This is a genomic window from uncultured Fibrobacter sp., assembly GCF_947305105.1.
GTDB lineage: Bacteria > Fibrobacterota > Fibrobacteria > Fibrobacterales > Fibrobacteraceae > Fibrobacter.
On record NZ_CAMZCS010000009.1, the window covers coordinates 22,928 to 37,951 of the forward strand.

Sequence of the window (15,024 nt, forward strand, 5' to 3'; positions counted from 1 at the left end):
CTTAAAATACAATCTATTTGTATTTTATTAAATAAGATAAAAGCTATATGGTATTGTATGAAAAAATTCTTTTTTAGTCTGCTAATATTTTTACCGTTTACATTTTGGGGCTGTACTTATGGCGAACGCTGCGATGTGACAAATCAGGCCGATCTAGAGTATTTGTGGTGCCCGAAATTAGACACTGCAATTGTGGACTGGATGCCGAAATTAGAGCTTTTAACTCCATATTACAAAAATTGGGCTGATTGCGAGCGATTTGAGAACATCTATGTACCCCAGCATGAGCAAATACATCTATGTGAAAACAATTCCGTAGTGGGAAAAATGAGTTTAAATCTAGGCGCACTAATGGGATCTTATAAAAATGATAGCAATGTCGTCACATTACAGATATATGCCGGAGTCATTCATGATAATGGAGCAGAAAGTAACTTTTATGACGATATCGCAAAAGTATTCTTCGATATATACGGTTGCACGGAATATGGATGTCAAAACGCAAAGAAAGTCCATGTTTATATAAAAGAAGGTCTTTCCTTCTATTTCCACTGGTTTTATGACCAGCCTGAGGAAGAAAAACGGATTACATTTGACAAGTGGTTTCCCCCAGACAGTTTTAAAATTGTTGAAACGAATTCTAAACCGCCATCGGCCTCAGATGGCTATTACCGATATCTTCATTTCCGCTTAAATGTTGATGCACCATCAATAAAAACGACAATTAAAGTATGGTGTGACAGTAATTGCTATAACACTTGGAACACTCCAAATACAAGTTTCCCAATAGGGGGATAAACAGCAAGGAATCGTCTTTCTTTTAAGGCAAAACACCCCGCCACTTTTTAAGTGACGGGGCATTTTTTAAAGGTTTGTCATTCTGACACCGAAGGTGGTATAGAATTGTTGCCAATTCATTGGCATACAATTCTTAAGCTCACCTGGGCTAAGAATCCAAGACTGAAATTGGGGTTCGCAATGACAATCCTGCCTACTGTCTACTTCCTACTCGTAGCACCGCTACGACACCAGCATCATGGAGAACACCATGACGAACAGCGCGACGGTTTCGCCGACGCCCAAGACCATCAGGTAGTTCACGAGGCCCTTGCCGGTTTCGCCGAGGGCGTTGCAGGCGTCCGCAGCGGACTTGCCCACGTACCAGGCAGAAGCCATCATGCCGATGCCACCGAAGATGCCGACACCCAGGTATGCAGCCCAGTTGGCCGGAGCCGCCTGGGACTTGTTCAGGATGTACATCATCAGGAGCATGCCGTAGATTGTCTGCGCAATCGGCGCGCCCACGAAGATGAGCAGCGTAAACAGCGCGTTCTTACCCTTGAGATACGCCTTCTTCCAGGCCCCGATGGCCGCCATGCCGGCAGTCCCGCAGCCCAGCGCAGAACCCACCGCGGCAAGGCCCAAGGCCGCCACCGCGCCGAGTTTCGCGAGCGTTAAAAGTTGAGCTTGATCCATACGTGTTACCTCGCTGGATTAAAGCACCATCATGGAGAACACGAGAACGAACAGGGCCACGGTTTCCACGATACCGAGCACCATCAGGTAGTTCACCATGCCCTTGCCGGTTTCACCGAGGGCGTCGCAAGCCACAGCTGCGGACTTGCCCTGGTACCAGGCAGAAGCCATCATGCCGAGACCGCCGAAGATACCGGCGCCGAGGCAGCCGCCCCAGTTGGTAAAGCCGGATTCAGCAGCCTTGCTCAGGATGAAGTTCATCAAAAGCATGCCGTAAATCGTCTGGGAAATCGGGGCACCCACGAACACCAGGAGTGTGAAGAGGGCGGACTTGCCCTGGGCATAAGCCTTCTTCCACATCGTGATGGCGGACATACCGGCCGTTCCGCAACCAAGGGCAGAGCCCATAGCCGCAATGCCAAGCGCAGCTGCAGCACCCATTTTAGCGAGAGTCACCATTGTATTCGGTTCCATTGTTTTTTCCTCATTAAGTAGCGGGAATCATCCCTTGGTTTAATTTTTTTGCTTGGCGAAGGGGGCGAAGGCAAATCCGCTCCATTCCTGGCCAAGTCCATTTGAAAATTCGAGTGTATTCAGACGTACCGCGTGGACCGCGACGCCCATGACCGCAAGCGCGATGTTCAGGCCATGCACGAAGAGCAGCAAGAAGGCTGCACCGGCGATACCGACAGCGGAGCCAAACAGCGGCGAAAGCATGTCGTTGAACGCCTCGGCGATGGCAGCACCGGACATGCCCACAGCGAACAGACGGATGTAACTGATCACGTCGGTAAAGCTGTTCACCACGTCGAGCACGAGCATCGGGATGCTGATGAAGTCCTGTTTGAGGCGCTTCGGCGGAACGGTAAAGAGCACCAGGAGAACGGCTTCCACGATGAACATCGGGATGACGAACTTCGGCATGTCGATACCGAGCACCATCTGGCACGCAAGGAAGAACATCACCCAGCAGCCGATAAGCCAGCCCACCTGCGCCATGAACGTGGAGTCCTTGCGCTTGATGCGCACGCAGACGTTCCACACGTGAGCGATACTCAGGTGGACCACGGCGATGCAGAAGCAGAACAGCTGGATATGCTGCATCTGGGAAGCACCTGCGGCCTTCGGCACGAAGCTTTCGGGCAGAATCGTGATCGACTGGGCGAAGGCCTTGTAGGCTTCGAACTTCGCAGGGTCAGTCGGGGCACTGGTGCGGATCCAGAGCATCGCGTTCTTCAGCGGTTCAGGCAACCAGCCGTAGTTGGTGATGTCCAGGTAATACGTCCACCCCGCAAGCGCCGGAGAAAGCCCGAGGAAGCTTGCGTTGATGACACCCCACACGATGGTGGCGATGCTCATGAGGTAGATAAAGTGGAAACCAGCAGGGTTCGCCTTCGGCATCTTTTTGCGGGCAAAGAGAGCCAGACCGAGGAACAACAGGCCGTAAGCCGAGTCGCCCACAATCATCGCAAAGAAGATGCTGAAGAAGCAAAGGAACACGGCCGACACGTCCACTTCCTTGTACCCCGGCGAAATGCCGATGATGTCGTACAGGAACTGCATGGGGCGGCTGAGTTTGCTGTAGGTCAACAGCGTCGGGATATCGTCGCCGTCGGCGGGGTCGTCCACCAGGAGGCCCCAGCCGTGTTCGCGGGCGGCCTTCTCGAGTTCGCCGACACGCGGAGCCGGGCAGAAGCCCTGCACGGCAGCGACGTTCTTGTCGCCCACCATCGAGGCCTCGGCTTCGACCATGCGGTAGTCGTCACCCACTTCGAGGAGTTTGTCTTCGATAGATTCCCTGACGCCCGAAAGTTCACCCAGGCGTTTTTCGACGCGGGCAAGCGTTTCCTTGGCTTTCGCTTCCATTTCGCGGTATTCGGCAAGCGACTTCTGCGGCATCGAGATTTCGGTGAAGTTGCCCTTCACGGCGACAGGGGCTTCTCCCCTGCTCACGACAGCCACGTACTTGCCGTTTTCATCCTGGCCGAATTCCTCGACGACACCTTCGCCATCGACTTCGAACGGGATTTTACCGGCATGGAGCTGGTAGAGTTTGACAAAGATACCCTTCGCCTGCAGGGCTGCTGCCGTTGCAGGGTCCAGGTTCTTGAACATGGAAAGTTTGGTGAGTTCCTCTTCGGCCTGTTCCTTGTCGATTTCCGCCTGCTTGCTTTCGGCAACCAGGTTCTGGATTTCATCGATAAGGCTTGCAGCCGGAGCGGCATCCTTCACGGGAGTCACACCCTTCGGGGCTTTTTCGGGCACCACTTCCAAGGCCTTCTGCACACGGTTCATCTCGCCGCGGGCCTTGTTCAGCTTGGCGCCTGCTGCCGCCTGCAAGGGCGTGAGGTGCAAAATTTCAAGCGTACGGAGCGCCTGGAGCGTCTCTTCAACTGCACCTGCAACCGTCAGCACCGTCACTTTCTTCATAGGAGTAATCATGCGGCGGCCTCCTTCGCGAGTGCATCCTGGGCAGCGGTACGGGCGGTGGCCTTACCCTTCGCAAGCTTGCTGCGGGCAACGCCGGACGTCTGCTGGTCGCCCAGGAAGATGTTGATGACGCGGATATTTTCCTTCGCTTCGGGAATCTTCACCTTTTCGAACAGGTTCACGCGCTGGCTCGTGGTACGCAGTTCCTTCGAGAGGAGTTCGTACTGCTTTTCGAGCACGCGGCGTTCGAGACGCAGCGATATCAGGCCCTGGAGGCTTCTGATACCGTCGTCCAGCCACACGGGCGTGGTGAAGAAATCCGGAATGGCGATATTAAAGTCTACCCCGTCGTATGTCGGAATCTTCACGCCGGCGATGTTACCTTCGCCCTGGCGCACTTCCTTCACCGACAGGTACTTTGACCATTCGATGGGTTCGGCAAACAGCGAAATCCAGGAAGCCATGCTCTTGCGGAGCTTGTCCTCCTCTTCTCGCTTAGCCATCACCCTCTCTTGGAGCGTGCGCATTTCCATCTGCAGCTGCTGCTTTTTGAGCAGCAACGTCGGCAGATAGCGCTGGAAGCGCTTCAATGCGTCGCGTTCCGCCTTGAGGGCGTTTTTAGTTAACTTGACCTTCGCCATATTACCCCTTCTTGGGCCAATATTCGTTGATCATCTTGGTCGGAATACCCGTTTCTTCGGGTGCGAAACAGTCGGCAAGGATTTCCCAGCCAAGGTCCAGAGCCTTTTCCAGCGGAATGTTGACGGAAAGGTCCATCATTTCGCTTTCGAAACGCTGGCCATACTTCAACAGCTTCTGGTCCCAGTTACTCATGTTGAAGCCCATGGACTGCTTTTCCAAAGTTTCCTTGTAGCTTGCGTACAGCTGGATCATGGTGTTCATGATGGTACGGTGGTCGCTACGGGTCTTGCCGTTCACCTGCTGTTTCAAACGAGACAGGGAACCGAACGGTTCGATACGGCCCTTACGCAGGTAGAACTGACCTTCGGTAATGTAACCGGTGTTGTCCGGAACCGGGTGGGTCACGTCGTCGCCAGGCATGGTCGTCACGGCAAGGATAGTGATGGAGCCCGAACCTTCGAAGTCCACAGCCTTTTCGTAACGGCTGGCAAGCTGAGAGTAAAGGTCGCCAGGATAACCACGGTTCGACGGAATCTGTTCCATCGTAATGGCGATTTCCTTCATGGCGTCTGCAAAGTTCGTCATGTCGGTGAGGAGCACGAGCACGTTCTTGCCTTCGGTAGCGAACTTTTCAGCCACAGCGAGGGATGCATCCGGCACGAGCAAGCATTCCACGATCGGGTCAGAGGCGGTGTGCATGAACATCACCGTACGGGAAAGAGCACCGTTCTTTTCGAGGAAGTCCTTCAGGTACAGGTAGTCATCGTGCTTCAGGCCCATGCCGCCGAGGATAATCACGTCCACTTCGGCCTGCAATGCGATACGGGCCAAAAGTTCGTTGTACGGTTCACCGGCAATGGAGAAAATCGGGAGCTTCTGCGAAACCACGAGCGTGTTGAACACGTCGATCATCGGGATACCCGTACGCACCATCGTCTTCGGGATGATACGCTTGGCGGGGTTCACGGAAGGGCCGCCGATAGTAATGCGTTCGCCATCCACTTCGGGGCCGTTGTCGCGGGGCTTGCCGGCACCGTTAAACACGCGGCCTAGCAAGGCTTCGCTGTACGGGACCTTCATCGGTTCACCAAGGAAGCGCACTTCGGAGTCGGTCGAAATACCACGGGCACCTGCGAACACCTGCAAGTCCACCATGTCGCCGTCAATGCGGATCACGCGGGCAAGGGATGTTCCGAACGAGCTTGTCACCTGGGCAAGTTCCTGGTTTGCTACACCTTCGGCGCGGAGCGTAATCACGGAACCGGCGATGCGTTCAATACGATGGTATGCCACATTATGCATTAGCGGAAACCTCCTTCACGGAAGCGAAAATACTTTGTTCAAGGTCCTTGAATTCCTGGGAATCGAACTTGACGCGGTTCCAGTCCTTCGTCGATTGAGTGAGCTTGAGGAAGAACGTACGGGCGACGTCCTTCTCGCTGAACTTCATCGGGGTCTTGAGGATGGTGTAAACCTTGTCGAACACGTACTTCTGACGTTCGGCGGAGCAGGCGGCGTCGATTTCGTTATAGGCGTCCTGCTGCAGGTAAACGGCATCGAGGTATTCGGACTTCAGGTAAATCACGAAATCATCGATAGAAGTACCTTCTTCGCCCACCACCTTCATCATGTTGTTCACGTCCACGCCGTTCGCGAGGATGTGACGGGCTTCGGCAACCTTCTTGCTATCGATGATGCCTTCATACTTGGACCAGGAATCCAGCGGGTGGATTGCCGGGAAGCGGCGCTGGTCGGAACGTTCACGGCTAAGGCCGAGGAATGCGCCCACCACCTTCAAGGTAGCCTGGGTCACCGGTTCTTCGAAGTTACCACCTGCAGGCGACACGGAACCGCAAATCGTTACGGAACCGGTAGAGCCGTCCTTCAGGCGAACCACACCACCGCGTTCATAGAAGGCGGCAATCACGGATTCAAGGTAAGCCGGGAAGGCTTCTTCGCCCGGAATTTCTTCCAGACGGCCGCTCATTTCACGCAAGGCCTGTGCCCAACGAGAGGTAGAGTCAGCCAAGAGGAGCACGTTCAGGCCCATCTGGCGGTAGTATTCGGCGAGAGTCACGCCCGTGTACACGGAAGCTTCACGAGCAGCCACCGGCATCGAAGACGTGTTACAAATAATCAGCGTACGTTCCATGAGGGACTTGCCGGTACGCGGGTCAATCAGTTCAGGGAATTCGCGGAGGGTTTCCACCACTTCACCTGCACGTTCACCGCAAGCGGCCAAGATCACGATATCCACGTCGGCGTAGCGACTCATGAGCTGCTGGAGCACGGTCTTGCCGGCACCGAACGGGCCCGGCGTACAGAACGTACCGCCCTGCATCACGGGGAAGAACGTATCGATAATGCGCTGCTGCATGGTCAGAGGCTTGCTCGGACGGAGGCGTTCTTCGAAGGCCTTGATCGGCATCTTCACCGGCCAGGTCTGCACCATCGTCACGTCCTGGGTTTCGCCCTTGTCGTTCTTGAGCTTGGCGACCACATCTTCAACCACATGTTCGCCAGCGGCAGCAACCGATTCAACAGTCCACTTGCCGAGCAGGCGGAACGGCACCATGATGCGGTGCGTGAACACGCCTTCGGGAACAGTGCCGAGCGTATCGCCCGCAACAACCACATCGCCCACCTTGGCGACCGGGGTAAATGCCCACTTTTTATCGCGCGGGAGCGCCTTCAAATATTTACCGCGCTGCAGGAAGAAGCCGCATTCTTCGGCAAGCTTCGGGAGCGGGTTCTGCAGACCGTCAAAGACCTGGGTCAAAAGGCCGGGGCCAAGTTCTACGGACAAAAGTTCGCCGGTGAATTCCACCTCGTCACCCGTCTTGAGCCCCGTGGTGTCTTCGAACACCTGGAGTTCGGCGTAGTCACCGCGAATACGGATGACTTCGCTCTTAAGGGGGATAACTTCGGACTTGCCGTCCTTGTTTTTCTGGGTAAGCTTGGCATACGCCACTTCGTTCTGGGACACGGCGGTTTCGAACTTGACGCGGATCAAGTTTCCGTTCACGCCGATGATTTTTCCGATACTAGCCATTGAAAATGGACCTCCGGTCATTCCTGCTCAGCCGTAGAGGCGTATGCAGGGTCGTTTGCATTAATAACATTCAAAACAGCGCTGTCGCCGGCTTCTTCAGTCAGGCGGGCCCAGCGTTCACAAATTTTCAGCTTGATCGCATATGCGTAAACATGCTTGACAGTCCCCTCGCCTACACCGGCAAGGCAGTCCACAAGCCAGAAACGGGCCTTGTCGATATCCTGCTCTTTTTCCATAGGATTCGACTTGGCAAACGCGTCCTGAATCATCTTCGCGAAAGTGACATCGTAGCCCGGGAAGGACTTGTCCGTAAAACGGACATCGGGCCCCCACGCAGCAGCGCGGAGCCTGCCCGAAACGTTCTTCATCTGGATTTCGTGGGCCTTGTAGGCACGAACGAACTCGTCGTCACATTCTTCGCATTCACCGTCATCGAGCACGGCGTCCAGGGCCGCAAGTTCCGGCTCGGACAGCACACCGACGCAGCGGTGACGGAACTCTTCCATGGAGAGGGGCGGAACATCGCCCATCTCAAGCATCGGAAGAGACGCCATCAGGTAAGAAGGAGAGCTCATCGCTAACCTACTTGGCCTGGGCAGCGGCGTTTACAACGCGGGAAAGTTGAGGACGGAGCAGGGCCGAGAGAGCATCGGCCATGGCAGCTTCGGTAAATTCGTGGGTGACCTTTCCGCCGTCGAGCTTGATGCGGAAGCCGAACTTGACGCCCTTGTCGCTTTCGACCTTGACGCCCTTGCCGAGTTCCTTGGCAAATTCGCCCGTAACAAAGGATGTAAGCTTCTTGGCATCGGCTTCGGAGAAGTCCACTTCGATGTCGGAGGAATAGTTCTTCGCAAGGGTCTTGAGCATGTCCTTCACGGTAGATTCGTCGAGGGACTTTTCCACCTGGAGGTTGAGCAGGTCCAAAATCATCTTTTCAAGATTCTTGCCCACAGAAAGGAGAAGGTCGCGGGCAGACTGTTCCAGGGTGCGTTCGCTGCGTTCGGTGAACGCTTCGGCGTCCTTGTCCGCCTTTTCAAGCTTTGCCGCGGCTTCGGCTTCGGCAGCCTTCACGATTTCGGCTGCTTTTTCCTTGGCGCGAGCGATAATAGCCGCTGCCTCGTTTTCTGCTTTATCTACGGCATCCTTCTGGATGCGTTGCATAAGGGCTTGCAAATCTTCTGCCATATATATCTCCAATATTCTTTTTCAGGCACGGGAAAAAACGTTTTCCCGAAAAAAGCCAAAAAGAATATACAAGCAAAAAAAACAAAAAGACAAAGTTTTTTTCGCAAAAAAACGGATGAATCAAAAAAGAATTTCCGCTTTTCGGATAAAAACGCAAAAAATGGCGAAGAAACGCAAAAAATGCAACCGAGTTGTCAAGGTGCACAGCCACAAGTAACTATAATTTTACCTTTTAAAGGGCGAAATTTCGGGAAAAACGGCCAAAAAAGTCAAAAATGCCCATTGCTCCGGAGTAAATTCAAAGTGCTTTTAATGGTACGTTTTACATTCATTTTAAAATGGACCGTATATCAAATTATATTTACGGCATGTTCTGGAAAAACAAAAGAGTAATCTGCGGTATAGCCGCAACATGTGTGGTCGTGGCGGTGAGTCTGGCCGTGTTTTGTGAACATATAAACGGGGAATTTTCCCGGCACGAGACGTTGCCACTCCTAAAAGCCCTGGACAGCGCAAACATGATGCTCGTGACACCCGAAGGGCTCGGGAAATATGCAAAAGGCAAGGTCATCGACGAACGCACTTACCAGAACTTTGTGCAGATGTTGCGCCTTGCCGACGCGAAGGAATCCCTGCAGGATACGTTCCATACAGAATGTTCGACAGGTCTGCGCGTACAGCTATTCAACGATACCTTGCCCGTCGCCGAGTTCCGCATTGCCGAAAAAATAGGTCGCATCGGGAACGATATCGGCGTATGGGAACCCGAGAAATCGGTCATAATGAAGAAAATCAACCAGTTCATGCGCAATCAGGGGGTAATCTTCAGGCCCTGTGCCGTTCGCGAAGATTCCACCTCGATGCAAGACGTGCTGGAAAGCATGATTTTTGAGTCCGATACCGCAATCAGAACTCCTCTCCTGGACATTGTGAAAAACGTAGACAGGGCGACACTCTCTTTCCCTAAAATTCTTTCACACGCCAATGAACTTGACAAGGAAAACATGAAGTCGCACCGCGTGGAACTTTCGCAAGAGCAGCTCACGGAATTTCTCAGCCTCCTCCGAGATTCCAAGAAGGAGTCTTTTGCCGGGGGGTGCCTGTGCCTCTCGAAAGCAACAGTCACGATGTACCGTGATTCCGTAAAAGTCTTAGAACTTAAAGTAGTCGGAACCCACTACGAGCAACTGGAAAAGCACCTTTTTGAAAGCAATTTCGGGGCAAGCGGGATATGGGAATCCTCAAACCCAGAGGCCATAGAATCATTCTTCAGGCGATTCAATCCTCAGCAAAAAGTGCACAACGATTCGGGCAAAGTGAATCACCCGAAGCACAGAGTCCGGGTGGGCGAAAAAGACCTTTAAATTCCAGCAATTTCCTTAGCCTTCGCCTCGATCTCGGCGATGGCTTTTTTGCGGCCTTCGGCAGAGTCTTCGTTGCCGAGCACGATGTTCACAAACACGGAACCTGCGACCACGGCGTACACGTGCTTGGAAAGCACCTTGGACTGCTCGCCGTTGCGGATGCCGAAACCGCCGAGCACCTTCGCGCCACCCTTACCCACAGTGTCGATAAAGTCGAGCGTTGCCTGGTCAATCGTGGTTTCGCTGCCGGTCGTGCCTGCACGGAGAGCCGCATAGATGTACTTGAACCCTGCAGAAGCCATCGTTTCGAGGCGTTCCTTCGTCATGCTGGGTGCTGCCACCGGGATGTTCTCGAGTCCGTGCTTCTTGCAGGCTTCGGTGAGGCCTTCGTCGCAATCGAACGGCAGGTCCGGAATGATGCAGGCGGAAACGCCCGCGTCCTTGCACATCTTCACGAAATTCTCAACGCCAGGCGTAAAAGCGAGCGAGCCGTAGGTCATGATGTAGATAGGCGTTTCGGGGTGGCGTTCGTGAATCTTCTTCACAACTTCAAGCCCTTGCTTGGTGGAGTAGCCCTTTTCAAGCGCGACAGTAGATGCCGTCTGGATAGCGGGACCGTCAGCACTCGGATCGCTGAAAGCAAGCTGGATTTCAAGGATGTTCGCGCCACCCTTCACGAGGGCATCGGCGATGGCGATAGAAGTTTCTGCGTCCGGGAACCCGGCAATGAGATGAGACATTAGGTTCATAATAAATTCTCGCGGCTTTGCCGCTGTTAAAAGGTTTTAGTAGGAAGTAGGAAGTTAGAAGTAGGAAGTGGGATACGGGACATCACTGTCTACTGTCTACTTCCTACTGTCTACTATTTATTCATTATCTCCGCGTCATGGATATCTTCGTTGTTTTCGAGGCGCTTGAGTTCCGCCTTCAGGAATTCCTTCCACTTTTCGGGGCGGAACACCGGGCTCGTGATAAAGATGTCCTTGTCACCGCGGCCACTCATGTTGATGACGAGCGCCTTGTCTTTCGGGAGTTCCTTCGCAATCTTCATGGCGGCGGCACCGGCGTGTGCGCTTTCGAGTGCGAACAAAATGCCTTCGTTGCGGGCGAAGAACTTGACCGCATCCAAGGCTTCCTTGTCAAGGATGCTCGTGAATTCCACACGTCCCGATTCACCGAGGGCGGCAAGCTGCGGGCCGATACCCATGTAGTCAAGCCCTGCAGAAATGGAGCGGGTCGGCAGCGACTGGCCGTCTTCGTCGATGAGGAAGCGGCTCTTGTAACCCTGCACAATTCCTTCGCGGCTCGCGTTACCCGTCATGCGGGAGGCGTTTTCGCCCATGTTCGGGCCAATGCCACCGGCTTCGGCACCGATCAGGCGCACGTTCTTGTCTTCGATAAACGGAGTGAACACGCCGATGGAGTTGCTTCCGCCACCCACGCAGGCGACGATCGCGGCAATGTTGATGTTACGTTCGGCAGCCTGGCGCTTGACTTCTTCGCCGATGATGGACTGGAACGTACGGACAATATCCGGGAACGGAGCAGGGCCGAGGGCAGAACCAAGCACATAATGAGTGTTCTGGAAGTTCGTGGCCCAGTCGCGCATCGCCTCGTTCACGGCATCCTTCAGGGTGCGGCTGCCGCTCGTGACCGGCACGACCTTCGCACCGTACATTTCCATGGTGGCCACGTTCGGTTGCTGACGGCGAACGTCAACCTCGCCCATGTACACGACGCATTCAAGGCCGAGCTTCGCACAAGCGGCGGCGGTGGCGAGCCCGTGCTGACCTGCACCCGTTTCGGCGATGATGCGGGTCTTGCCCATCTTCTTAGCAAGCAAGCACTGACCGATGGCGTTGTTGATCTTGTGGGCGCCCGTGTTGGCGAGGCCTTCGAGCTTGATGTAGATCTGCGCACCGCCCAGGAGTTCGGTCGCCGTCGGGGCGAAGTACAGCGGAGTCTCGCGCCCGATGTAGTCGCGCTGGATGATGCGGAGCTCCTCGAGGAATTCCGGATCGTGGATGTACTTGTTGAATGCCGTTTCGAGGTCGTCGAGCGGGCGGCGGATGATTTCGGCAACATACTTGCCGCCGAACTTGTCAAAGAAACCGTTGTTGGAGGTAATCATAGTGGTTAGTAAACAGTGGTTGGTGATTAGTGGCTGGGGTTAAACGGGAAAAAAATTAAGGCTTCCGGAGAGTCCGAAAGCCTTTTGCAAACACTTGATGAAATCGGCAAAACCGGACTCTATGTTCTAGAGCCCCACCACCAACGGTTGAAACGGATTGCTTCATTCATCTTCATGGCGCATAATTTAGGAATGTCTTTTTTCGCTGGCAAGGGGTTGCCTTTAGAAAAACGAAAAAAAGGAAGGCTTCCGGTGTGTCCGGAAGCCTTCTGTTAAACACTTGATGAAATTGGCAAAGCCAAAATCCCGTTTCGAGAACTTCATCGCAAGCTGCGCAAGCGTCGAAGCGGATTGCCAATTTCATCTTTATGGTAAGCAATATATATACTAATTCGTTGTCTGTCAATAGGTTATAAACAGATTTTTGTAAAAAAATATTACGATTACGTCCAAATTACGCATTAAATGCAATAAAACGCATTTTCTTTTTTTTGCATTAATATATATTTACAACTACTTCGTTTGGAGCCCGCCCATGAACAAGACCTTGTTTATATTGGTCATCGCATTAACCATAGTCACATCCTACGCAGACAATCCTTGCGTGCAGCTATGCGTAGATTGCACCTCAACCCCCGAAAACGAGACCTGTCAAAAAGTAGACCAAGTCTGCGGCAGTTGCACCCTCATTCTCGACAGCCTGCAAAAGCGAAGCGACTCTCTGGAACAAGTAAGAGTGCAAGATTCCATCGCACAAGAACAAAAACTCGCCTTCCGAAAAGAGCAAATCCGAGCCCTTGCCACTGCGATACGGGAAAACAGCACCGCAAGCACAAACCTGTTCAAAGTAAACATCACTAATGGCACATTTCTAAACCTGACCAAGGAAAACGGGACCCAAGAAAAAGCAAAGACAACTCCTGTACAAGAGAAAACAGACACAATCAGTTTCCTCCCACCCCTAAGCGAAGAATGCAGAAACCTCTGTGAAACATGCGAGAACACAGCCGACAAAAACAATCCCGTTTGCACAAAAGTTGAAGAACAATGCCTTTGCAGCATCCATGCGGAAGAAGAAAAAAAAGCACAAGAAAAAGCCATTGCCGATAGCATTGCCGCCGTGGAGAAAAGCCTTGCCGACATGGAAGCTTCATTTGAGTCTGCTAGCAAAATTTTCAATTTTTGCGATAACCTGCCACAAGCACGAGCTTGCTCTGTAAAAGTCAGTATAAAGCAGGACAACTTTACCATTGCAGGAATCAAAGAACTTGAGCCTCCCCCGCCACCCAAGCCGGATACAGTTTTTATAAATAACACAACTGCACCCATGGCGGTCCAAGACACAAGCAAAGCAAAAGATTCAACGGCAACAAGAGATTCTACAAAAAAAGAAAAAAATGTATATCATGGCATAACTTTAGCAATTGAAGGTTTCTACGAAAAATACGTTGCGGGCTACGAAACAAAGGATAAAGATGACAGCAATGATGACTTCGGTTTAATCCTCGGCTTCTTTAAACGCACATACTTCTACCGATGGGGATCGTACCAAATAGGCTTTAATGCCCTCTACCATGGAGCTACTTATGTCCTCAAAAACAACATGATATATTCTAACAACAATAAAGAAACTAGTACATATTATGACGATGTTCTGAGTTGGGGGGTGTCAACATTAAGTGGTGGAAAAATGGTCTATCATACAATTGACGACGAAATCTCAGAAGAAATCATGTATCATAACGCCATGATAGAAGTTCCTCTACAAATGAGACTCGGAATACCCCTATTGTTCTTTAGCACCAGCGTCCACATCCGCAAACCCATTTACGGCTGGGTTAAATACGAAAGGTCATGGGATGATGACTACAACATCAACCATGGATTTTTCAAGATTACCGATTGGGAATTCTTATTTAATATCGGTATCGGTTTTGAACTCACAAGGCATTTTTCCTTGCAGATTCAAGGATTGCCTTTAGGGATTGTCACTTATGCTGAAGAAATCCAGAATTATGCAGATTATGTAAAATTCAGCATGGATATCGCTTGGTAAGGAGCAAAGAGAATGTATTTATTCAACAAAACAGCATCAAAAAATTTCATTTGCGCAATCTCTTTCTTGGCATGTTTCTTTACTGCTTGCAGCGACGCAAACCCATTTGACAAAACGGAAGACGATATTGCAGACACTCGATATAAAATAGACAGAGATTACAATTCAAAAGAAAGCAACTCTACTACAAATTCTTCTAAGAGCCAAAGCGGTTCCTATTCACAAAGCAATTATAACAGCGGAGCTAATTCAACGCTTAACAGCAATTTTTCCATCCTAATTGACTTAACAAAGTTCAAACAGCTTTCGGCCAATTGGGAGGAGGAGCAAAGCAACAAAAATAATTACAGTGATGGGGATCCAAGCATATCTTTTGTGATTAGGACATACACCAATAACATCCTAAAAGACTCCGTCAGAACGAACGCAATTAGACTAAACGACAATATTGGAAGTTGGAGTGGACATGAAAATTTATCAAAAAAATTGAATGGTGGAATTGACCAAATCAGCATCTGTCCAATCGTATATGAACGCAATCTAATATTAAGCGATGTATGGAAATCTTCTGGAAAATGCTACGACATTAACAATGTCGGAAAAAAAGTCAACACGATTATCCCACAAAGCGATACTTGGGCCAAAAATTACGAGCTCAAATGGGATGTCACAATCAAATATTAATCAG

The 15,024-nt window shown here is 51.7% G+C and carries 15 protein-coding genes; 5 read left to right on the forward strand and 10 right to left on the reverse strand.

The genetic code is table 11. From position 1 onward, the window contains the following. Positions 1–57 precede the first annotated feature (57 nt). The gene (locus Q0Y46_RS06265; protein ID WP_295679589.1) at positions 58–798 is read left to right on the forward strand and encodes a hypothetical protein; all 741 of its coding nucleotides are present in this window, start codon (positions 58–60) and stop codon (positions 796–798) included. A gap of 222 nt (positions 799–1,020) precedes the next feature. Here Q0Y46_RS06265 and Q0Y46_RS06270 read toward each other — a convergent pair whose 3' ends face one another. The 8 genes from Q0Y46_RS06270 to Q0Y46_RS06305 are packed head-to-tail and all read right to left on the reverse strand — an operon-like array spanning position 1,021 to position 8,785. Then, complete coding sequence (locus Q0Y46_RS06270; RefSeq protein WP_072799628.1) at positions 1,021–1,476, reverse strand: V-type ATP synthase subunit K; 456 nt, start codon at positions 1,474–1,476, stop codon at positions 1,021–1,023. An 18-nt stretch (positions 1,477–1,494) separates the two neighbouring features. After that, entirely contained in the window at positions 1,495–1,950 is a 456-nt protein-coding gene (locus Q0Y46_RS06275; protein WP_083532182.1) for a V-type ATP synthase subunit K, read from the reverse strand. Between the two features lie 39 nt (positions 1,951–1,989). Further along, complete coding sequence (locus tag Q0Y46_RS06280; RefSeq protein ID WP_297945885.1) at positions 1,990–3,918, reverse strand: ATPase; 1,929 nt, start codon at positions 3,916–3,918, stop codon at positions 1,990–1,992. Continuing rightward, a complete protein-coding gene (locus Q0Y46_RS06285; protein ID WP_088627880.1) occupies positions 3,915–4,547 on the reverse strand; it encodes a V-type ATP synthase subunit D in 633 nt (210 codons plus the stop codon). The genes Q0Y46_RS06280 and Q0Y46_RS06285 overlap by 4 nt, the downstream gene beginning before the upstream one ends. 1 nt (position 4,548) lies before the next feature. Beyond that, positions 4,549–5,850, reverse strand: a complete 1,302-nt coding sequence (locus Q0Y46_RS06290; RefSeq protein ID WP_072799621.1) for a V-type ATP synthase subunit B — start codon at positions 5,848–5,850, stop codon at positions 4,549–4,551. Further along, complete coding sequence (locus Q0Y46_RS06295; RefSeq protein ID WP_295862367.1) at positions 5,843–7,600, reverse strand: V-type ATP synthase subunit A; 1,758 nt, start codon at positions 7,598–7,600, stop codon at positions 5,843–5,845. Before Q0Y46_RS06295 ends, Q0Y46_RS06290 begins: the two co-directional genes overlap by 8 nt. Before the next feature lie 17 nt (positions 7,601–7,617). After that, positions 7,618–8,175: a hypothetical protein gene (locus Q0Y46_RS06300; RefSeq protein WP_297945888.1), complete on the reverse strand. Its 558-nt coding sequence runs from the start codon at positions 8,173–8,175 to the stop codon at positions 7,618–7,620. Between the two features lie 7 nt (positions 8,176–8,182). Beyond that, entirely contained in the window at positions 8,183–8,785 is a 603-nt protein-coding gene (locus Q0Y46_RS06305; RefSeq protein WP_297945890.1) for an ATPase, read from the reverse strand. Between Q0Y46_RS06305 and Q0Y46_RS06310 the strand changes: the two genes are divergently transcribed. Next, positions 8,768–9,178: a hypothetical protein gene (locus Q0Y46_RS06310; protein ID WP_297945892.1), complete on the forward strand. Its 411-nt coding sequence runs from the start codon at positions 8,768–8,770 to the stop codon at positions 9,176–9,178. The two genes, Q0Y46_RS06305 and Q0Y46_RS06310, sit on opposite strands and share 18 nt — an antisense overlap. After that, positions 9,154–10,149, forward strand: a complete 996-nt coding sequence (locus Q0Y46_RS06315; protein WP_297945894.1) for a hypothetical protein — start codon at positions 9,154–9,156, stop codon at positions 10,147–10,149. The genes Q0Y46_RS06310 and Q0Y46_RS06315 overlap by 25 nt, the downstream gene beginning before the upstream one ends. On the opposite strand, the gene trpA is transcribed toward Q0Y46_RS06315, so the two are convergent. Both trpA and trpB read right to left on the reverse strand, forming a co-directional pair. Further along, positions 10,146–10,889 carry a tryptophan synthase subunit alpha gene (gene trpA / locus Q0Y46_RS06320; protein WP_297945896.1) on the reverse strand — a complete coding sequence of 248 codons (744 nt, stop codon included), beginning with the start codon at positions 10,887–10,889 and terminating at the stop codon, positions 10,146–10,148. The two genes, Q0Y46_RS06315 and trpA, sit on opposite strands and share 4 nt — an antisense overlap. Positions 10,890–11,011: 122 nt before the next feature. Further along, positions 11,012–12,280: a tryptophan synthase subunit beta gene (trpB, locus tag Q0Y46_RS06325; RefSeq protein ID WP_297945898.1), complete on the reverse strand. Its 1,269-nt coding sequence runs from the start codon at positions 12,278–12,280 to the stop codon at positions 11,012–11,014. A gap of 535 nt (positions 12,281–12,815) precedes the next feature. Here trpB and Q0Y46_RS06330 point away from each other — a divergent pair. Both Q0Y46_RS06330 and Q0Y46_RS06335 read left to right on the forward strand, forming a co-directional pair. Further along, the gene (locus Q0Y46_RS06330; RefSeq protein WP_297945900.1) at positions 12,816–14,336 is read left to right on the forward strand and encodes a hypothetical protein; all 1,521 of its coding nucleotides are present in this window, start codon (positions 12,816–12,818) and stop codon (positions 14,334–14,336) included. 12 nt (positions 14,337–14,348) lie between these two features. Next, on the forward strand, positions 14,349–15,020 hold the full coding sequence (locus Q0Y46_RS06335) for a hypothetical protein (RefSeq protein WP_297945902.1): 672 nt from the start codon (positions 14,349–14,351) through the stop codon (positions 15,018–15,020). The last annotated feature ends 4 nt before the right edge of the window (positions 15,021–15,024 follow it).